The following is a 21,194-nucleotide window of genomic DNA, read 5'->3' as shown; positions in this document are numbered from 1 at the left end:
TATTATCTTTGGCCATTAAACACATTACATGAGTAGTATGATAAAACAACATGAAAGAACGAGAGCTCAAGAAAGCTCAAATGCAATAGAACGTATGTATATTACTATGCGTCACTTGTTTAATAGAGGGTTTTACAAGCCAATGGGTGTGTCTGGAGAGACACTTCGTGAAGCATTATTAGTGCTTAGACCAGAAATTTATGGGTCTATATCTGAAGAAAAAGCAGAGCTTGAAGGGTTACTTTACGTAATTGATAGATTGCCTCATGGTATTGAAGAGTGTCGATTTATTAATCTAACTAGTGATGAAGGCTATAAGGATTCTCATTTTGAAGCTATAATTCCTCCAAAACGAAGAAGAAACTGCTATCGTATTGATGATGAGCAAATGAATATTGAAATCACTAGAGGTCGCTCTGAGATTTATGATATATTAACGCATTTAACCTTTTTATTTGTCGAATCTCATAAAATTAGTAAGCGAGTTATTATTGATGAAAATGGCGCAACAACAAGAGATTGGCAAAAGCTAGAAGCAGCAGTATTAAACAAGAAAAAATTAACGCAAAAAGAACGTGAAATTGCGATCACGCATACCGCAAATATTTTAGGACGCACGTTTAAAGAGCTGTCTACCGTTTATAACGTTTTTGCATTGCCAAATAAACCAGAGCGTTTATTACATATTGTATATTGGTTAGGTAAATTAGCAATTGATGAGGTTGTTAATAATAATAAACGTACTGTAACATTTAGTCCAGTGTTAAGAGAACGATTAGGTCACCATATCCATGGTGAAATCTGGGCTAACACGATAAAAAATACACTTAAAAAAGAAGGTCTTTTAGAAAGACCAATCCATATTATTAGTGCCAATTTACATAGTGTCATGAATACACTATACTCTCCAATTGCATTAAAAGCCGAAACCTCTAAAACCGAAATTTTTAAAGTGTACGAAGCCTTAAGCCAAAGCGATAATAAAGCATTGCGTAATAAGGTCACCCAAAAGGCGTTGCAACAAGGTATGATTTTTATTCCAGACACTTCTGGAACAAATATAGATGTTCAGATTTTTGATACTGCTAAGCTTGACTTATCAAAGACAGACTTAAACTTACCAAAACAAGATAAAAATTCTGAAGCACCTGTGCTTTTTGTTATGGATTATGCTTTTGGAGAACAAGCGTATGAAACAATTGACGAGTTTTTAAAACCGTTTAGAGAAGGAGACACCAAAACACATCTAAATATCGAGTCTATATCAATAATGGGTAAAGCAGGTATATTAGAAGGCGCAAAAGGAGATATAATGATACCTTCGGCACATATTTTTGAAGGAACAGCAGATAATTATCCTTTTGAAAATGAGTTAAACAAGTCTGATTTAGAAAATCAAGGTGTTGCAGTATATGAAGGAAGTATGATTACCGTTTTAGGAACATCACTTCAAAATAAGGATATATTAAAGTTTTTTTATAATTCTACTTGGAATGTAATTGGACTTGAAATGGAAGGTGCGCATTATCAAAAAGCAATACAAGCAGCATCTAAAGTTAGAGGTAGTATAAATCCAAACGTAAAAGTAAGATACGCATACTATGCTAGTGATAATCCATTGGAATCTGGTGGAACATTAGCTTCTGGTGGACTAGGTACTTCAGGTGTAAAACCAACCTATTTAATTACTAGGAAAATTTTACAACAAATATTTAATTAAATATATAAAAAGTATGAGTAAAGAGTTACAACCTGAAAAAAACAATAAGGACGACGTGGATTTAATTGTTTTTTTCAATTTAATTGGAAATACGATTAATAAATTATTGGTTTTTGTCAAATCAATTTTTGTTGGTATTTATGGTCTGTTTATAGCATTAATTAGAGCCATATTTATTAATATAAAAATTATACTTGCAGTTGCTGTTGTGGCAATAATTATAGGTTATGTATTAGATACACAAAAAGAAAAGGTGTATTATTCTGAAATGTTTGTAGTACCTAAATTTCAATCAAAATATGAATTGATAAACAGTATAAAATATTACAACTCGTTGATTGCAGTTGGCGACACAGAAGAATTAACATCCCAGTTTGGAATAAATGAAACAGAAGCAAAATCTCTTATAGGTTTTGAAGCAGAGATAGGTCCAGAGTCAAAAAACGAACAATTAGAAAGCTTTAATGGGTTTTTAAAAACCTTAGATAGTACAACAAAGACTAAAATTACTTTTGAAGACTATATAGATAATAGAAATATTTATACTGCCAATGTATTTTTGTTAAGAGCGCGTTCCCACAATTATAAGATATTTAAAAAGTTGGAAGGTGGTTTGTCTAAATCTATAAACAACGTGTTTTCTGATATAGAAAAGAAAAAAAGAGACTCTGTTTTAATTTTAGAAAAAGAAAACTTAGAGTTATCTTTAGTTGAAGTTAGAAAGATGAAAGATGCGTACTTGGATGTATTACAAAAAGAATCAGAAAAAAATATAGTATCTTCCAATCTAGGCAGTTCTTTAGGTTTTCAAGTAGAGAAAACAGAAACAAAAGAGGACCAATTATTGACAAAAGAATTGGACATCTTAAAACAGTTAAATGGACTTAAAAAAGAGCTGGTAGTTAATGACGAAATATTTGAAAAAATTTCTTCATTTAAAGAAAAAGGACTTTTAGAAAACATTTGGTATAAAAAATATAAAATAATAATTCCCCTTATAGCATTAGTTTTACTAGCTTTAGTAGGCTCTTTTATAAAGTTTTATAAGCATGTAGTCAATTATAAATAGGTGTTAAATAGTACAATATTTTACAATGAGTGAAAATAATAAAGAAATAAAATCAAACAACGAAGAAGTAGATTTAGTTGTTTTTTTTAACCTAATAGGTAATGCTTTTAATAAATTATTAAACAATATATTTAGAATACTTAAATATATATTTTCAGTATTAATTTTTACGCTTAGGTTTTTTATTACTAAATGGAAAATTATTTTAGGTATTGTGCTATTAGCTGCTGTCATTGGATATGCTTTAGAGAAAACTAAACCTACTGCTTTTCAAGCAGAGATGTTGGTAGAGCCTTATTTTAACTCTAAGTTTCAATTGGTTAATAATATTGATTATTTTAACGCATTAATAGCTAGTGGTGACACGCAATCTTTACAAAAAATATTTAAGATTGATAAAGAAACAGTAGGTGCTATTAATGGGTTTAGTATAGAGCCTGGACCTGAAACAGAAAATGACAAGCTGTTGCAATACGAGAAATTTATAGCGCAATTAGACAGTGTAAGATCTCAAGAATATTCTTTTGATGACTTTATCAGTAATAGAAGTGAGTATGCAGGAAAGTTCTTTTTAATTAAGGCATATGCCTCAAAAGCTAATGTATTTAAAGATTTGGAAGATGGTATATTAACTTCTTTTGTAAATAATTATTCAAACAAAGCCATGAAAAGGCGTGATGATTTAATTAATATTCAAAAAGAAAATCTTGAAGATCAATTACAACAAGTAAAAGATTTACAAAATATTTATATTAATGTAATAGAAAGAGAGTCTAATAATAAAGAAAAAAGCTTTAAAATTGGCGACATATCTATATCAGGTAGTGATGGTCAAAAAACTAGAGAATACGAGCTATTACAAGAAGAACAAAGAATAAGAAACGAGTTAAAAAAGTTAGAGGAACAAAAAATAGAAGAAGATGTTGTATTTGAGGTAATATCTAGCTTTCAGGAAGTTGGTAACATATCAAGTCATTGGAAAGAAAAATATTCAATTATTTTCCCAATACTATCTTTAGTAATACTGATATTATTTTTCATGATTAAAAAAATAATCACTTTTACTTTAAATTATGAAGAATAAAACCATACTTGTTACAGGAGGAGCAGGTTTTATTGGTTCTAATTTTATATCGTATTATTTAAATGAAAACCCTAACGTAAATCTGGTAAATTTAGACAACTTAACCTATGCTGGTGATTTATCTAATTTAGATGAAGTTGAAAATAATCCTAATTATACTTTTGTAAAAGGTGACATTTGCGATAGAGGTTTAATTGAGCAGTTGTTTAATACGCATCAATTTGATGGTGTTATACATTTTGCAGCAGAATCTCATGTGGATAATTCAATTACTAATCCAGGAGCTTTTATAGATACTAATATTACAGGAACCTTTAATTTAATAGATGTAGCAAAATCTTATTGGATGTCAGCTCCTTTTCAATTTAAAAAAGGAAAAGAAAATAATAGATTCCATCATATATCTACGGATGAGGTTTATGGCTCTTTGGGTGATACAGGTTTATTTAAAGAGGATACACCATACGCACCAAATAGTCCGTATAGCGCCTCAAAAGCAGCCTCAGATTTTATAGTTAGAAGCTATTTTCATACATATGGTCTTAATGTTGTTACAACAAATTGTTCTAATAATTATGGACCTAAACAACACAATGAAAAATTAATTCCAACAATAATTAGAAAAGCGCTTTCAGGAGAAAATATTCCTATCTATGGAGATGGTAAAAATATTAGAGACTGGTTGTATGTTCTAGACCACTGCAAAGGTATTGCTTTAGTTTTTACACAAGGTAAATCTGGTGAGACTTACAATATAGGAGGTAGAAATGAGCGTAACAATTTAACTATTGTGGATACTATATGTTCAATTTTGGACAATATTAAGCCAGCAAATAAATCTTATAAAGAGCAAATTACCTTTGTAAAAGATAGACCAGGTCACGATTTAAGATATGCTATTGATGCTACAAAAATTGAAAACGATCTAGGCTGGAAAGCAGACGAGAATTTTGAGTCCGGAATTAGAAAAACCATTGACTGGTATTTAAAAAAAATATAATAGTTAATAAATTATCATTAATGAAAGGAATTATATTAGCAGGTGGATCAGGTACAAGGTTACATCCTTTAACCAAAGTATTAAGTAAGCAATTAATGCCTATTTATGATAAACCAATGATATATTATCCTTTATCCACGTTAATCCATGCAGGTATAAGAGAAATTTTAATTATATCTACACCAGACCATTTGCCTTTATTTAAACAATTGTTAGGTGATGGTAGCCAATTAGGATGTAATTTTGAATATGAAGTGCAAAAGGCTCCTAACGGATTAGCCGAAGCTTTTATTATAGGAAAAAATTTTATCGGAAAAGATAAAGTAGCATTAATATTAGGAGATAATATATTTTATGGAACAGGTCTATCGGATTTATTAAAATCAAATATCAATCCAGATGGTGGTATTGTGTATGCTTATCATGTTACAGATCCTGAGCGTTATGGTGTTGTAAACTTTGATCAAGAAGGTAAAGCATTATCCATTGAAGAGAAACCAGAAAAACCAAAATCAAATTACGCAGTTCCTGGAATTTATTTTTACGATAACAATGTAATCCAAATTGCAGAAAACATTAAACCAAGTCATAGAGGTGAATTGGAAATTACAGATGTAAATAAAGCATATCTAGAACAGGGTAAATTACAAGTATCTATTCTGGATAAAGGTACCGCTTGGTTGGATACAGGGACATTTAACTCGTTGATGCAAGCATCACAGTTTGTTCAAGTGATAGAAGAGCGTCAAGGTTTAAAAATAGGAGCAATAGAAGAGGCTGCATATAGTAGTGGTTTTATTTCTAAACAACAATTAATAGATTTAGCAACACCATTACTAAAAAGTGGTTATGGTGAGCATTTAATTAGTTTAGTAAATCAATAATAAATGAATATTGTCAATACAAAACTTAAAGATTGTTTCATTTTTGAACCAACCATTTTTGGTGATACTCGAGGCTATTTTTTTGAAAGCTATAATAAAAGTAAATTTGAATCATTAATAGGTAAAGCAATTGATTTTATTCAAGACAACGAGGCTTTCTCTAATAAAGGAGCGTTAAGAGGGCTTCATTTTCAGGAAGGTGAATTTGCCCAAGCTAAATTAGTTAGGGTGACACAAGGCTTAGTATTGGACGTAGCAGTAGATTTACGACCAGATTCCGAAACCTTTTTACAACATATAGCTGTTGAGTTATCTTCGGATAATAAAAAACAACTTTTTGTACCCAGAGGATTTGCACATGGTTATATAGTACTAAGTCAGACAGCAGTATTTAATTATAAATGTGATAATGTATATAATAAAGACTCTGAAAACGGTGTAATATACAATGATAAAGACTTAAATATAGATTGGAAACTTAGTCCTGATCAATTTATAGTTTCAGAAAAAGATAAGATTCTTCCAACTATAAAAGCACTTTACAAATGAAAAAAATCCTTGTAACAGGTTCAAACGGACAACTAGGATCATGTTTAAAAATAAAATCTAAAGAACAAGACACTTTAGATTTTGTTTTTTTAGATAGTAAAGGGTTAGATGTTACTAATGTCAACCAGATTAACAAAGTTTTTAGTGAAAACAATTTTGATTACTGTATTAATTGTGCTGCATATACAGCAGTTGACCAAGCAGAAGAAGATAGTGATATAGCTTATAATATAAATACTTTAGGAGCTAAAAATTTAGCTGAAGCTTCTAAAAAATTTAAAGTAATTTTAATTCATATTTCAACAGATTTTGTTTTTAACGGTAAAGCGGAAACGCCATACAAAGAAACAGATATAACAAACCCTTTAGGTGTTTACGGAACAACTAAATTGCAAGGAGAACATGAAATTCAATCTATATTAACCGACTATTATGTAATTAGAACTTCTTGGTTATATTCTGAATTTAAAAATAATTTTGTAAAAACGATGCTAAATCTAGCATCAAAAAGAAGTGAATTAAGTATTGTTAATGATCAAAAAGGGACTCCTACAAATGCAAACGATTTATCAAAAGCTATTGTAAAGGTAATTAATAGCGATAAAAATGCATTTGGGCTATATCATTTTAGTAACTTAGGTGAAACAACGTGGTTTAATTTTGCGAATAAGATATTTGAATTAACTAATACCAAAATCAAACTTATACCAGTAAGCTCTTTGGAATATGTAACCAAAGCACTTAGGCCAAAGTACAGTGTAATGGATAAAACAAAAATAATAGACACCTTTGATTTAAAGGTTTTAGATTGGGAAAAAAGTTTAAAAAATCATTTAAATAACCATGGATCTTAAAGTTTGAAAAACTTTAATTATAGGAATTTAATTACGTAAGATATATCAATAAGCTATATTTGTGTCCTAAATTTGAAAATAATAGATAAATAAATTAACTCTATTTAGAGTCCTTAATAAAAAGTAACATGAATAATAAAATCGCAATTATAGGTTTAGGATACGTTGGTCTTCCATTAGCAGTAGAGTTTGCTAAAAAATATAAAGTTGTAGGATTTGACATAAATAAAGACAGAGTCAATAGTCTAAATAATGGACATGATTCCACTTTAGAGGTTAGTGATGACAACCTAAAACATGTTCTTAAATCAGATTCAGATAAGGGTTTAAAGTTAAGTTTTGATTATAATGCAATAGCCGATTGTAATATTTATATAGTGACAGTTCCAACACCTGTTGATAAAAACAATAGACCTATTTTAACACCATTAATCAAATCTTCAGAAACTGTCGGAAAATTATTAAAAAAGGATGATATCGTAATTTATGAGTCAACCGTTTATCCAGGAGTAACAGAAGACGAGTGTGTCCCTATTCTTGAAAAAGAAAGTGGATTAAAATTTAATAAAGATTTTTTCTGTGGTTACTCGCCAGAGCGTATTAATCCAGGAGATAAGCAACATACCGTAGCAAATATTTTAAAAGTTACCTCTGGGTCTACTCCAGAAATAGGTATTAAAGTTAATGACCTATATGCATCAATTATAACAGCAGGAACACATTTAGCACCAACAATTAAAGTTGCGGAAGCTGCTAAAGTAATTGAAAATGCACAAAGAGATATAAATATTGCATTTGTAAACGAACTAGCTAAGATTTTTAATAAATTAGATATTGATACACACGCTGTTTTAGAAGCAGCAGGTACAAAATGGAACTTTTTACCATTTAAACCAGGTTTAGTAGGAGGACACTGTATTGGTGTTGATCCTTTTTATTTAGCTCAAAAAGCACAAGAAGTTGGTTACCATCCTGAGATTATTTTAGCAGGAAGACGATTAAACGATAGTATGGGAGAATATGTGGCTACTGAAGTTTTAAAACTAATGGTAACTAATGATATTACTATCAAAAACGCAAAAGTTTTAATGTTGGGTATAACCTTTAAAGAGAATTGCCCAGATATTAGAAATACAAAAGCAATTGATGTTTATAATGCTTTAACAAACTTTAATATGAATGTTGATGTCTATGATCCGTGGGCAAATACAGATGAGGTTAAAAGCGAGTACGGAATTAATACCATTGAAACACTTTCAGGAGAATATGATGCTATAGTCCATGTTGTAGCACATAAAGAGTTTTCAGAAATTAATTTAGACAGCTTAAAGCATCGTAACTCAATAGTGTATGATGTTAAAGGTAGCTTAGATATAAATAAAATAAATAAAAGATTATAAAATGCTGTATCAAAACAAATATCATAATCAAGACTTATCAAAATTTACATTTCTAGTAACAGGAGGAGCAGGTTTTATTGGTTCTAATTTAGTTGAATATCTTTTAAAGTATGATGCTAAAAAAGTAATTGTGTTAGATAACCTATCTAATGGTCACAAAAAAAATATTGATCAATTTTTAAGCGCTCCTAATTTTGAATTTATTGAAGGAGATATTAGGGATTTAAACGTTTGTAATAAGGCCATGTTAGGTGTTGATTTTGTTTTACATCAAGCAGCATTAGGATCTGTTCCAAGATCTATTGCTGACCCATTAACATCTAATGAAGTTAATGTGAATGGGTTTTTAAATATAATGCAAACAGCAAAAGAATCTAAAACTGTTAAAAAAATGGTTTATGCTGCATCTTCAAGTACTTATGGTGATAGTCAAACACTACCTAAAGTTGAAAATGTTATAGGAAAACCCTTATCGCCATATGCTATAACAAAATACGTAAACGAGTTGTATGCAGATATCTATTCGCAAACGTATAATTTTCATACAGTAGGATTAAGATACTTTAATGTCTTCGGCCCTAAACAAGACCCAAATGGCGCATATGCAGCTGTAATACCTTTATTTATGGATGCAGCTGTTAAAGGAAATCCAATTAAAATTAATGGTGATGGAGAACAAACCAGAGACTTTACTTTTATTGAAAATGTAGTTCAGGCAAATATTAAATCATTGTTTTCAAATTTTGACAAACATGAGGTGTTTAATGTTGCTGTTGGAGACAGAATTAGTGTAAACGGATTATGTCAAAACATTAAAACATTAGCTAATTCTAATAACGAAGTCATTTATGGAGAAAACAGAGCTGGAGATGTAAGGGACTCGTTAGCGGATATTAGTAAAGCTAATAAACTCATTGGTTATAGTCCTTTATATAAATTTAAAGATGGCTTAAAAATTACTTTTGATTGGTTTATAAAAAATAAAGACTTTTTATCATTGGAAAAGTAATTTCTATGATTTCTGAAAAAATTAAATATATAAAACGACCAGAAAATTTACTGTTTCTTTTAGTTTTTTTTCCGGTATTACCCTTTGGAGTATCTACTATTTTAGTAATACTATTTGTGGTTGCTTCTTTAATTTTTAACTATAAAAATATTAATGAGAATTATAACAATGGAGCTTTAATACCTTTTCTAAAACATACAATATTTGTTCTAGTCCTAATTTTTTCTTTAATATATTCAAGTAACTTTAGTAAAGGTATTGAAGAAATTAGAAAAATATTACCATTAATCCTTCTGCCATTTGTCTTTTTTTTTTGTTACAAAAATCAAATTAAAAAGAAAATTCCTGTCATATTAAATACGTTTGTGTTTGCAAACCTTATTTATATAATTTATTTATATAATTTTATTGTTTTAAAACTTTCGCCATATAAAGAGTTTGGTTTTAGAAATGAGATTTACCCTGTTAAGTTTGTAAAATCTTTTTTTATTCCTTTTAATAAAATTTTACTAAAAGCAATACATGTCCAGTACCAACCGCCTTCTTTAATGTTTCATAAGGCGTATATGTCTATGTTTGTTTTATTCTCAATATTTATATTAGTTTATCAATTTTCTAAAACAAAAAAGAAGATGTTTAAACTGGTTTCTGTTTTACTTATATTTCTTTTTTTAGTTGTATTGATACATTGGTTTTCAATGCCTAATATTTTTGTTTTAGGGCTAATGTCCGTATTATTTGTATTTAAATTTTTAAATAAAAAAATTATCTTTATCGGAGCATTGGTAGTGTCTGGAATACTTTTAATAGCAAGTCCTTTTATCAAAAGTAAATTAAATTCAAATTCTATTTTTAATGTAAATTATAATCAGGTTACACAATTTATAAAAAACACTTTTAGTGATTCTGACAAAGATTTAAGTGGAAGAGCAGCAATTAATAAATGTAGTATAAAATTAGTAAAAGATAGTCCTTTACTTGGTTATGGATTGGGTGCTGCAAATGACGTTTTATTGGATTGTTATGAAGATAGTAATTTTACAAGTGAGTTAAAAGGTAAACTAAACAGCCATAATAATTATTTTCATTTATATCTATCAGGAGGTATTTTAGCACTTTTGGCTTTTATATACTTAATAATTAACGGTATATCTGTATCAAAAAACAGTTTTTTATATCTCTCTTTTTTAGTTGTTATAGTTGTAAACATGGGTTTTGAAAACATTTTATATCGTTCGCATGGTATTTTGTTTTTTTCAATCTTTAATACGATGCTCTACTTTTTTGTAAAAGAGGAAAATCAAAATAATTATAAATGGAATTAGTTTATTTATTATATAGTTTTATTTTAAAAATAAGTTTACTTCTATTTGTATTTACTTATGGTTACATAAAACGAAGTAGCTACCTTATTAGTAATACAAAATTTATATTACTATTCATTATACATTTTGGAATGTGTATTGTTAGTTGGATGTTATCCCGAGAATCTAGTGATGCAATTACATATTATAATACAGCAATGTCTAGCGGTAGTTGGTCTTCCTTATTTGGGACAGGAGCAAGTTTTATAAAATTTATAATTTATCCGTTTGTAAAATATTTAAAGTTTGATTTTTTACTTTTATTTATCCTTTTTTCATCTATATCATTTTATGGGTTTTTAATATTCAATAAAATTTTAATGAAATTAAAGTCTAGTAAGCCTATATCTATTTTAGGTATAAACATAGCTACTATAGTTTTGTTTTTACCAGGATTCCACTTGTGGACCTCACCAATGGGAAAGGATAGTTTGACCTTATTTTTGACAATGGCTCTTTTTTATAAAATGATATTTTTAAACAAACAAAAAATAATTAGTATCGTATTGATATTAGTGGGTTTGTTTTTTATTAGATTTTATATTGTTGTATATTTATTTTTAGGTCTGACGCTTTATTACGCGATTAACGCTTTAAAAAAAACCAAGTATTTTTTGTGGTTTATAGGTTTTGTTATCATAATTACAGCCATATATTTTATCGCTAAGTATAAGTTTAATATTGATGTATTTGAATACATTGAAAACAAACTTAATTTTGTAACTAGATATGCAGTCAGAAAAATAGATTTAGGATCCTACATTAACCCTAAGGATTATAATATATTTCAAAAAATAATTATTTATTTATTTGGACCAGATTTAATCTCTGCACAAAACTTGATTCAAAGATATGTAGCTATAGAAAATATATTGTTATTAATAATAATTATAAAGGGTGCGTTTTCATTCTCGTTTAAACAAATTTTTAAAAACGTAACAATGACTGTTTTATTCTTTTATAGTATTATCTTTTTATTTGTTAATGCTTATTTTATCTATAATTTAGGGTTAGCAAACAGGCAAAAATTTATGATAATACCAGTAATTATTATCATATTAACTTATAGTAATTTAAAAAAGCAAAGCTTTAAGCCAAATGAATATAAATAAAGATTCAGATCTTATAGCTGATATTAATAATAAAACCAAGAAAGGATTTAAATGGATTTTAATTATTAATATTATTGCTGCGCCTGTACAATTTTTAATTAGTTTAATGTTAGGTAGGATATCACCAGAGCTTTTGGGTAAGTATGGTTTTCTTGAAATACTTTTAAATCTTGTTATTACTGTAGGTATGTTTGGAGGTCCTAATTTGATGATCAGATATATTCCTTCTATTAGTCAAGATAAAATAGCGCTGTTTATTTCAAAATATATTAAATACTCGTTTTTACTATTAATTGGTATTTTTCTATTTTTTATACTACTTAGTCAATTTTCTATATTTGATTTAGAGTTTTTACTTGGTAAAAGTACACCACCATTATATTTTATAAAATGGATTATACTATGGTCTGTACTTTATTTATTGTATTATATATTAAATAGTAGTCAAAGTGCATTATTAAGGCTAAAAGATTTTGCTATTGCTTCTAAGATGTATTTTTTCATCTTATTTATAATGCTTGTCATATTTTACTTTTTTGGTGTAAGAAGTTGGGAGCTAATTTTTTTCAGTTCTATTGTAGCAATTATTTTTTCTATCACTTTTATCTTAAAAAAGAACAGTAAAGATTTTATTGTTTTCAACACAAAAGGATACAATTTTCCAAAAGGATTTTGGAGATATTCATTTTTAATGTATATCTCTACATTTTTAACATTCTTGTATGAAAAATTAGATCAAATCATTATTCTATTTGTTTATGATTTAAAATATTTAGGTATATATTTTGGGATAATGAAAATTGCCTTCGTGTCTAAAATGATACCACAAATTATTAACAGAGGGTTAATATCAAGCTTATCAAGCTTAATCCACATAAATGCAGTAGATCAAATTAAAGTATATTACAGAAAAATTATTAACGCTAATTACTTAATATGTGCTTTAATTTCTATTGTAATTATATTGTTTAGTGATTTAATTTTAAATTTATTTGGCTCAACTTTTAGCGAATACAGATTTTTATTATTACTTTTTATAATTACTGCTTTTATTGATTTTTATGACACCTTAAATGTAAATATTTTAATAGTTAAAGGAGAAGATAAAAAAGTACTAACAAATACAATTTTAAAAAACATAACGTTTCTTATTAGTGCCTTTTTGTTACTACCATTATATGATTTAGAAGGATTGGTTATTGCAAGAATTATATCTTTAGTATTTGGTGTTATTTATACCAAATACGCTTTAAATACAGTTAAATATCATTTTGTATTACCAATTAAAACCATTATTATTATTGCATTAATAATACTTGTATATTATGCAGGCACTATTAATTTCGTGGTTGAGGGATTGACCGGTATTATTGCTATTACTACAATATTGGTCTTTAATAAAGTAGAATTATTAAACATTCTTAAAAAATTTAAAATTTGGAAATAAGTGTAGTAATAATTGGAAGAAACTGTGAAACCCTGTTAACAAATAATTACGTTAATAGACCACATGATGAGTTGTCTTTTGCAAAAGAAATAATTTATGTCGATTCCAACTCTCAGGATAATAGTATTGCTATTGCAAAACAATTAAATTGGAAAGTAATTAGCCTATCGTCAAATAGTAGATTGTCTGCAGCAGCAGGTAGAAATGTTGGCGCTAAACATGCAAATGGAGACTACATATTATTTATGGATTGTGACATGGTGTTAAACCTTGAAAAAAGCATCACTATTAACGACTTAATCAATAAACACATAGAAGGACCTACAGTAGGTATTGGAGGTCTTACATTAGATATATTTGATAATGGAGATGAGCGTTTAAGGTTGAAAAGAAACAATGATGGTGAAAAATCAGACACTTTTGGAGGATTTGTATTATTGCAAAAAAAGGCTCTGTTGGAAATAGGAAATTGGAATCCAAATGTAATTGCAAACGAGGAAAACGAACTATACGCACGACTATTAAAAAACAATTATAATGTAGTCTTGTCCCGACAAATGTTAAATCAACATTATACAGATAATCCAAAACTATCTATTCAGTTATTAAATTTGTACTTACCGTTAACGTCTAAAGCAAAAAAATTTTATGGCGCACCAGGTATGGGTTTAAAATCAGCTGTAAAGCATGGTTCTGCTTATCAATATTTATATTATTTTAATAGCGAAACGATTTTAAGTTTTATTGTTTTTTTATTGGCAATAACAACGCTATTTTTAAAAATAGCCTTAGGATATAAGTTATTAATAATTTTGTTAATGCTAGGCTTTTTAGTTTTTTGGACTCTTAAAAAACGTAGTATATTTTTTTTATTACTGTGCCCATCATATTTTATGCAATTAATAATTGGATACTTTAAATATCAAGACAAAGAGGTAATTTATAAAGTTTTAAATTAAGTATGGAAAAGTTGTTTTTTAATTTACCAAATTTTTTACAAAATTCAATAATTGCCCTGTATAATAGTTACTTATATAGTAAACGTTATGGTGGTAAATACAAGTACTATAAAAAAGAGTTTCTAAAACAACAAAGTTTTAGTTTATCTCAGCTTAAAGCTTATCAAAATACTCAATTTATTAATTTTGTTAACTACGCTAAAGCAAATTCAGTATACTACAAAACCGCGTATAAGGATATTGATGTTGCCAACTTTAAAGATGTTTCAGACATCAAAAGACTACCAATTTTAAATAAAGAAAATTTAAGAACTCAAATAGAAAGTGTCTATACAATAAAAGCATCGGATGGAATAGTTTCTAAAACAGGCGGAACAACTGGAAAACCCCTAAAAGTTTTATTTACTAAAGATGATACTAATAAAAGATATGGCTATTTGGATAATTTTAGAAACAACTATGGCTATAGTTTAGGAAAAAAAACAGCATGGTTTAGTGGAAAAAAATTATTGACAAATAAAGACATTAATAAAAATAGATTTTGGAAGTATGATTACTTAAATAAAGTAAGATACTATTCAACATTTCATATCAACGATGCATACCTAGAGTTTTATTTAAAAGATTTAATTAATTATAAACCAGAGTTTTTTGTGGGATTTCCTTCCACATTACTAGAAATAGCCAATTTTGGTAAGCGTAATAATATAGAGTTTCCATCTAATACTGTAAAGGCTATTTTTCCGACTGCCGAAACAGTAACAGAAGAAACAGCCTTAGTTTTATCAAAGTATTTTAAAACAACTGTTTTGGATCAATACGCGTCTTCAGAAGGTGCTCCTTTTATTTTTCAATGTCAAAAAGGGAATTATCATTTAGATATTAGAACTGGTGTCTTTGAAATTTTAGATAATAATGATATTGAAGCCGAAGAGGGTAGATTGGTTGTAACATCTTTTACAACACATGGAACACCACTTATTAGGTATGATATTGGTGATAGCGTTAAAAAATCAAATAGTAACATTTGCGATTGCGGTAACCATAATCCAATTATTAAAAAAATATTAGGACGCGAAAACGATTATGTATTTTCTCAAGAAACGGGTAAAATTAATCTAGGTAACGTATCTAATACACTAAAAGGAGTTAGTGGTATTAAAAGATTTCAAGTTATACAAAAAGTCGTAGATGAAATTACCATTTTAATAGAAATTGATAGTACATTTAATTCTAAAAACGAAAACCTATTTATAAAAAACTGGAGAGACCGTCTAGGTGTAGCAATGAAAATTAATTTAAATTATGTTGATCTTATCCCAACAGAAAAAAGCGGGAAATTTAGAATAGTTAAAAACTTAATGAGTGTTAAGCACTAATTAAGACTATAAATACAATTAATTTTATAATTTTTAACTAAAACTCTACAAATCATTATCTTTGAAAAAAAATAACAAATGAAAAACGTATCAATACTTTTATTAATTTTTGTACTCGTAGGCTGTAATAACAAGAAAAAAGAAGATAGTCCTACAGAGCCTGTGGTTGAAGTTAATCATGATTTTACTGTAGTTGTAAAACTAAAAACGGATCAAGATGATAGATTTCAATTTGTAATGAAAGATATTGATGATGAGACAACTATCGATAAAACCAGTCTAAAAGCGTCTGAAGATTTTCAAGAAATTAAAGGAAAAGTTAAAGCAAAATATGATTTTGAGTTTCCAACCACATTATATTTAGGTTTGGGATATGTAAAACCTAAAACTGTTATTTTTCAAAGTTTAGAAATATCGTATAAAGGCAAGTCACACATCTTTACAGCTAATAATTTTGAAGAGTATTTTACAATAAACAAATTTGTCGAGTTTGGAGAAAATGAAGGTGAGTTAATTACTAAAGCAATAGATGGGCAACACGTTCCAATTTTAGGGTTAAATAGAAAAGGGATAGATTTGATAAAACAATAATACTACTACATATATAAGTTAAGTTTACACGTTATAAAGTAATTATCTCTTTTTAAATGAATTTAATTCTTGCAATTTTATTATTAGCAGTAATAATATATTCATTTAAAATGATGTTAGATAAAGGTTATAATTTAATAATCCTCTCTATCATTTATAGCATTCATTTTTCAACTTTTATTCTAAATTATAAATTTAATTTCGAATCTCAATTTGATAGTTATGAGTTTTATTTAAGAGCATTAAATGTAGACTCCTACCTCGTGCTTCTTAGACCAGGCACTCGTTTTATTTCTTTTTTAATATATCCTTTTGTTAATTTAGGTATAGGATATTTTATACTTTCTTTAGTTTTTGCTATCATTAGTTTATTTGGTCTTCTAAAAATTACTAGGCTATTTTTTCCTTTAAATAGTAAAATAAAAATGATAGGCGTTTGTTTTATGTTCGTTCCATCTTTACATTTCTGGACCTCTGGTCTAACTAAAGAAGCGTTGCTTATTTTTTTTATGGCGTTAATTTTAGAACAATTAGTAAAACATAAAACATTAAGTAAAATTACCTTAATATCACTAATTATAATATTGTTTATAAGACCTTATGTTTTTATATTTATATTAATTGGTTTATGCTTTAAGTTTTTAATATTCGAAAATTTTTCCAGAAAAAAACTCTTAAATAATTTAAGTTCTTTTTTAATTTTAGGAATAATATCAATTCCAATCTTAAAATATTTTCTCAACATAAAGATTTATAGCATTGCAGAAATAGATAAGCTTATTAATAAAATTAATATATATAGTACCACAACAGGAAACAGTAGTTTAGCTTTGGCGGATACCAATTATTTGGATAGAATAATTATAGTTTTATTTAGACCCTTATTTTTTGATTCAAATAATTTGTATCAATTTGTAATCTCACTAGAAAATTTTTGCTTTTTATTATTTATAATTTTTATAATTTTTTACTCAATAAAAACAAAAGTTAAAATAGATAGTATTACTTTGTATTTATTAGTGACTAGTCTATTAATTATACTGTTTTTGAGTATATATATGTATAACTTAGGTTTAGCCTCTAGAATGAGGGTGATGTTTTTTCCATTTTTAGTCTTGGCAATGGTTTTAATGTTCAATCCAAATAACCCGTCTATAAATGAAAAAAAAAATAATTAGAGTAACAACTATACCTTTATCCTTAGAAAAGCTATTAGGCGGTCAGATGTCTTACATGAAAACGTTTTATAACGTAATTGCTGTATCATCAGACAAAGAGAAGCTTGAGGAAGTTGGAGTGACGGAAGGCGTTGATACTTATTATATCCAGCTTACGAGAAAAATCACACCAATTAAAGACTTAGCAGCTGTCTGGAAAATGTATACTTTTTTAAAAAAAGAAAAACCATTTATAATACATTCTCACACACCTAAAGCAGGATTAGTGTCTATGTTGGCAGCAAAGCTAGCAGGAGTCCCAAACCGACTGCATACAGTAGCAGGATTACCATTGCTAGAAAGCACTGGTCTAAAAAGAGTTGTTTTAGACTTTGTAGAAAAGCTTACCTATAAGTGCGCTACCAAGGTATACCCAAATTCTAATGCACTTAAAAATATTATAATCGATAATAAATTAGCAAAGCAAAATAAACTTAAAGTTATTGGTTACGGTAGTTCAAACGGGATTAATTTAGATTACTTTAACCCTAAAAATTTTACTGATGAAGAAGTTTTATCTTTAAAAAAACAATTAGGAATAAAAAGTGAAAACTATGTATATATTTTTGTTGGTAGAATAGTAAAAGATAAGGGTATTAATGAAGTAATAGAAAGTTTTGTTCAAGTAAATCTTGAGAATCCTAATACAAAACTAGTCTTAGTTGGACCCTTTGAAGCAGATTTGGATCCAATTAAACCCGAAAATTTTAAAGAAATAAAAACCAATAAAAATATTATTGAAATAGGGTATGTAAATGATGTTAGACCTTATTTTTTAATAGCAAATACATTAGTTTTTCCAAGTTACAGAGAGGGTTTTCCAAATGTAGTTATGCAAGCAGGTGCAATGGGATTGCCTAGTATAGTAAGTAATATTAATGGGTGTAATGAAATTATTGAAGACAAAAAAAACGGACTTATAATACCAGTTAAAGACGCTGTAAGCTTAACTGTTAGCATGAAAGAGTTGCTTTTAAATCAAGATTTATATCTAAAACTTAAAGAAAACTCAAGAGTAAGTATCCAAGACAGGTATGAGCAAAACTTTATTTGGCAAGAAATCTTAAAAGAATATAAACAACTAGAAGATGTATAAACTATTTTTCAAACGTATTATTGATTTCTTAACCGCATTTGCAGGTTTAATTTTAGCAAGTCCAATACTTCTTGTGTTAATAGTGATTTTATCAATAAGTAACAGAGGGTCTTGTTTTTTCTTTCAAAAAAGACCTGGGAAAAAAGGAAAAATATTTAAAGTCATCAAGTTTAAAACGATGAATGACAAAAGGGATGAACAAGGAAAATTGCTGTCGGATGAAAAAAGATTAACTAATTTAGGTAAATTTGTAAGAAAAACATCACTAGATGAGTTACCACAATTAATTAATGTTTTAAAGGGAGACATGAGCTTAATAGGTCCTAGACCATTATTGCCAGAGTATTTACCATTGTACGATTCAATACAAAGTAAGAGGCACGATGTAAAACCAGGAATAACAGGTTGGGCTCAAGTAAATGGTCGAAATGCTATTAGTTGGGAGAAAAAATTTGATTTAGATGTGTGGTATGTAGAGCATGTTAGCTTTAAATTAGATGTAAAGATTTTATTCAAAACAATATTGAAAGTGATTAATTCAGAAGGAATAAATACTGAAAATCAAGCAACTACAACAAAATTTACAGGAAAATAGTTTCAAATGGAAAAAATCGCAATAATAGGAGCAGGAGGCTTTGGAAGAGAGGTTAAAACCTTAGTTGATAGTATTAATGAATCGTCAAATCAATATGATTTAATAGGGTTTTTTGATGATAATATTGATAAAGGGACTATAGTTAATGGTTTAAAAGTTTTAGGAGGATTATCTGATTTGAACAAAATAGACTATAAGCTAAGTGTAGCTTTAGGTATTGGTGTTCCTGCTATTAAACAAAAAATAATTGCCAGTATTAATAATGTAAATATTAGTTTTCCCAATTTAGTTCATCCATCTGTGATAATTTCAAAAGATGACATAACACTAGGAAAAGGGAATATTATTTGTGCCGGAAATATTTTAACATGTAATATAATTATAGAAGATTATATAACTCTTAATTTATGTTGTACAGTTGGTCATGATACTAAAATAGGTGCCTTTAGTTCTTTTATGCCTAGTGTAAATATTTCAGGAGAGGTTGATGTTAATCAGTCTGTGTATGTTGGTACTGGTGCAAAAATTATTAATCAATTAAGTATTGGAGAAAATACTATTGTTGGCGCAGGAGCAGTAGTTGCAAAAACATTACCTGCAAATTGCACTGCAGTTGGTATTCCAGCTAAACCAATTAAATTTCATTAACATTATGAACACAAAAATATGGCTATCCTCTCCACACATGGGAGGAACAGAGCAAAATTATATAAAAGAAGCATTTGATACTAATTGGGTAGCACCATTAGGTCCTAATGTAAATGGTTTTGAAAAAGACCTAGAAACCTATTTAGGTCAAGACAAAAAAGTAGCATGTTTATCTTCTGGTACAGCAGCGATCCATTTAGCTTTAGTACAACTTGGTGTAGTATTAAATGATGAAGTAATTTGTCAAACCTTTACTTTTTGTGGATCATCAAATCCAATAGCCTATCAAGGTGCAATACCAGTTTTTGTAGATAGTGAAGCAGAAACATGGAATATGTGTCCAAAGCACCTAGAAGAAGCAATAAAAGACAGAATAGCCAACGGTAAAAAACCAAAAGCTATAATTATAGTCCATTTGTATGGTATGCCGTCTAAAATAGACCAATTGTTAGCGGTCGCTAAAAAATATCAAATACCTGTAGTTGAAGATGCTGCAGAAGCTTTAGGATCCACATATAAAGGTAGACAATGCGGAACATTTGGGGACTTTTCAATTTTATCCTTTAACGGTAATAAAATTATTACAACTTCCGGTGGAGGAGCAATGGTTTGCAATACAAGTGAAGATAAGGACCAAACTATTTTTTATGCTACCCAAGCAAGGGACAATGCACCACATTACGAACATTCTAAAATTGGTTATAATTACAGAATGAGTAATATTTCAGCTGGTATTGGACGTGGACAAATGGAGGTTTTAGATAAGCACATTGGATTAAGACGTGACATGAATGCGTTTTACACTAATCTTTTTAAAGATATAAAAGGTGTCGAAGTTCAAAAACAGCCAAATGAAGATTTTTATTCAAATTTTTGGTTAAGTTGTATCTTAATTCATGAAGACGCACCTTTTACACAAGCACAATTCCAAGAAGCTATGGATACAGAGAACATAGAAACAAGACCTTTATGGAAACCTATGCATATGCAACCAATTTTTAAAAACGCGCTATACTTTGGTGATCATTTAAGTAAAACCCTGTTTGAAAAAGGATTGTGTTTACCAAGTGGATCAAATTTACAGCAAGTAGATTTAGATAGAATAAAAAAAGCAGTAAATAAGCTTTTATAAATTATTACATAAACTAGAGTTGTAAAGGCTTTAAATATAATTTTGATTACATTGTAATTATATTTTAAGATATTTGTTAACTTTT

General features: G+C 28.2%; 20 protein-coding genes. All 20 read left to right on the top strand.

The features are described 5' to 3' along the window. Positions 1 to 28 precede the first annotated feature (28 nt). Positions 29 to 1,720, top strand: a complete 1,692-nt coding sequence (locus V6251_RS08115) for a DUF6909 family protein (protein ID WP_145004939.1) — start codon at positions 29 to 31, stop codon at positions 1,718 to 1,720. 13 nt (positions 1,721 to 1,733) lie between these two features. Beyond that, a complete protein-coding gene (locus V6251_RS08110; protein WP_341587812.1) occupies positions 1,734 to 2,789 on the top strand; it encodes a hypothetical protein in 1,056 nt (351 codons plus the stop codon). Positions 2,790 to 2,814: 25 nt separating this feature from the next. Continuing rightward, positions 2,815 to 3,873 (top strand): hypothetical protein, encoded by a 1,059-nt coding sequence (locus V6251_RS08105; protein ID WP_341587811.1) that lies wholly within the window; start codon positions 2,815 to 2,817, stop codon positions 3,871 to 3,873. After that, on the top strand, positions 3,863 to 4,873 hold the full coding sequence (rfbB, locus tag V6251_RS08100; RefSeq protein WP_341587810.1) for a dTDP-glucose 4,6-dehydratase: 1,011 nt from the start codon (positions 3,863 to 3,865) through the stop codon (positions 4,871 to 4,873). The genes V6251_RS08105 and rfbB overlap by 11 nt, the downstream gene beginning before the upstream one ends. A gap of 20 nt (positions 4,874 to 4,893) precedes the next feature. Then, complete coding sequence (gene rfbA / locus V6251_RS08095; RefSeq protein ID WP_292948139.1) at positions 4,894 to 5,757, top strand: glucose-1-phosphate thymidylyltransferase RfbA; 864 nt, start codon at positions 4,894 to 4,896, stop codon at positions 5,755 to 5,757. Between the two features lie 3 nt (positions 5,758 to 5,760). Then, positions 5,761 to 6,306: a dTDP-4-dehydrorhamnose 3,5-epimerase gene (gene rfbC, locus V6251_RS08090; RefSeq protein WP_341587809.1), complete on the top strand. Its 546-nt coding sequence runs from the start codon at positions 5,761 to 5,763 to the stop codon at positions 6,304 to 6,306. Then, positions 6,303 to 7,160 (top strand): dTDP-4-dehydrorhamnose reductase, encoded by an 858-nt coding sequence (gene rfbD, locus V6251_RS08085; protein WP_341587808.1) that lies wholly within the window; start codon positions 6,303 to 6,305, stop codon positions 7,158 to 7,160. Before rfbC ends, rfbD begins: the two co-directional genes overlap by 4 nt. Before the next feature lie 128 nt (positions 7,161 to 7,288). Continuing rightward, positions 7,289 to 8,560, top strand: coding sequence for a nucleotide sugar dehydrogenase (locus V6251_RS08080; protein WP_341587807.1), 1,272 nt, complete (start codon positions 7,289 to 7,291; stop codon positions 8,558 to 8,560). A gap of 1 nt (position 8,561) precedes the next feature. Next, positions 8,562 to 9,569: an SDR family oxidoreductase gene (locus tag V6251_RS08075; protein WP_341587806.1), complete on the top strand. Its 1,008-nt coding sequence runs from the start codon at positions 8,562 to 8,564 to the stop codon at positions 9,567 to 9,569. Between the two features lie 5 nt (positions 9,570 to 9,574). Continuing rightward, positions 9,575 to 10,894: an O-antigen ligase family protein gene (locus V6251_RS08070; protein WP_341587805.1), complete on the top strand. Its 1,320-nt coding sequence runs from the start codon at positions 9,575 to 9,577 to the stop codon at positions 10,892 to 10,894. Further along, on the top strand, positions 10,885 to 12,045 hold the full coding sequence (locus V6251_RS08065) for a hypothetical protein (RefSeq protein WP_341587804.1): 1,161 nt from the start codon (positions 10,885 to 10,887) through the stop codon (positions 12,043 to 12,045). The genes V6251_RS08070 and V6251_RS08065 overlap by 10 nt, the downstream gene beginning before the upstream one ends. Beyond that, on the top strand, positions 12,032 to 13,492 hold the full coding sequence (locus tag V6251_RS08060; protein ID WP_341587803.1) for a lipopolysaccharide biosynthesis protein: 1,461 nt from the start codon (positions 12,032 to 12,034) through the stop codon (positions 13,490 to 13,492). The genes V6251_RS08065 and V6251_RS08060 overlap by 14 nt, the downstream gene beginning before the upstream one ends. Then, a complete protein-coding gene (locus V6251_RS08055; RefSeq protein ID WP_341587802.1) occupies positions 13,483 to 14,451 on the top strand; it encodes a glycosyltransferase in 969 nt (322 codons plus the stop codon). The genes V6251_RS08060 and V6251_RS08055 overlap by 10 nt, the downstream gene beginning before the upstream one ends. Before the next feature lie 2 nt (positions 14,452 to 14,453). Further along, the gene (locus tag V6251_RS08050) at positions 14,454 to 15,830 is read left to right on the top strand and encodes a phenylacetate--CoA ligase family protein (RefSeq protein ID WP_341587800.1); all 1,377 of its coding nucleotides are present in this window, start codon (positions 14,454 to 14,456) and stop codon (positions 15,828 to 15,830) included. A gap of 78 nt (positions 15,831 to 15,908) precedes the next feature. After that, the gene (locus V6251_RS08045; protein ID WP_341587798.1) at positions 15,909 to 16,421 is read left to right on the top strand and encodes a hypothetical protein; all 513 of its coding nucleotides are present in this window, start codon (positions 15,909 to 15,911) and stop codon (positions 16,419 to 16,421) included. A 56-nt stretch (positions 16,422 to 16,477) separates the two neighbouring features. Further along, positions 16,478 to 17,599 (top strand): hypothetical protein, encoded by a 1,122-nt coding sequence (locus V6251_RS08040; RefSeq protein ID WP_341587796.1) that lies wholly within the window; start codon positions 16,478 to 16,480, stop codon positions 17,597 to 17,599. Then, positions 17,580 to 18,734, top strand: a complete 1,155-nt coding sequence (locus tag V6251_RS08035; RefSeq protein ID WP_341587794.1) for a glycosyltransferase family 4 protein — start codon at positions 17,580 to 17,582, stop codon at positions 18,732 to 18,734. Before V6251_RS08040 ends, V6251_RS08035 begins: the two co-directional genes overlap by 20 nt. Further along, on the top strand, positions 18,727 to 19,329 hold the full coding sequence (locus V6251_RS08030; protein WP_341587793.1) for a sugar transferase: 603 nt from the start codon (positions 18,727 to 18,729) through the stop codon (positions 19,327 to 19,329). Before V6251_RS08035 ends, V6251_RS08030 begins: the two co-directional genes overlap by 8 nt. A 6-nt stretch (positions 19,330 to 19,335) precedes the next feature. After that, a complete protein-coding gene (locus tag V6251_RS08025; RefSeq protein WP_341587791.1) occupies positions 19,336 to 19,977 on the top strand; it encodes an acetyltransferase in 642 nt (213 codons plus the stop codon). 4 nt (positions 19,978 to 19,981) lie between these two features. Then, positions 19,982 to 21,109 carry a DegT/DnrJ/EryC1/StrS family aminotransferase gene (locus tag V6251_RS08020; RefSeq protein WP_341587789.1) on the top strand — a complete coding sequence of 376 codons (1,128 nt, stop codon included), beginning with the start codon at positions 19,982 to 19,984 and terminating at the stop codon, positions 21,107 to 21,109. Positions 21,110 to 21,194 lie beyond the last annotated feature (85 nt).

The sequence above is a fragment of the Olleya sp. Ti.3.14 genome, assembly GCF_038154885.1.
Lineage (GTDB): Bacteria > Bacteroidota > Bacteroidia > Flavobacteriales > Flavobacteriaceae > Olleya.
Note: the sequence above shows the minus strand (reverse complement) of the source record. Positions and strands in the feature narration are given on the sequence as shown.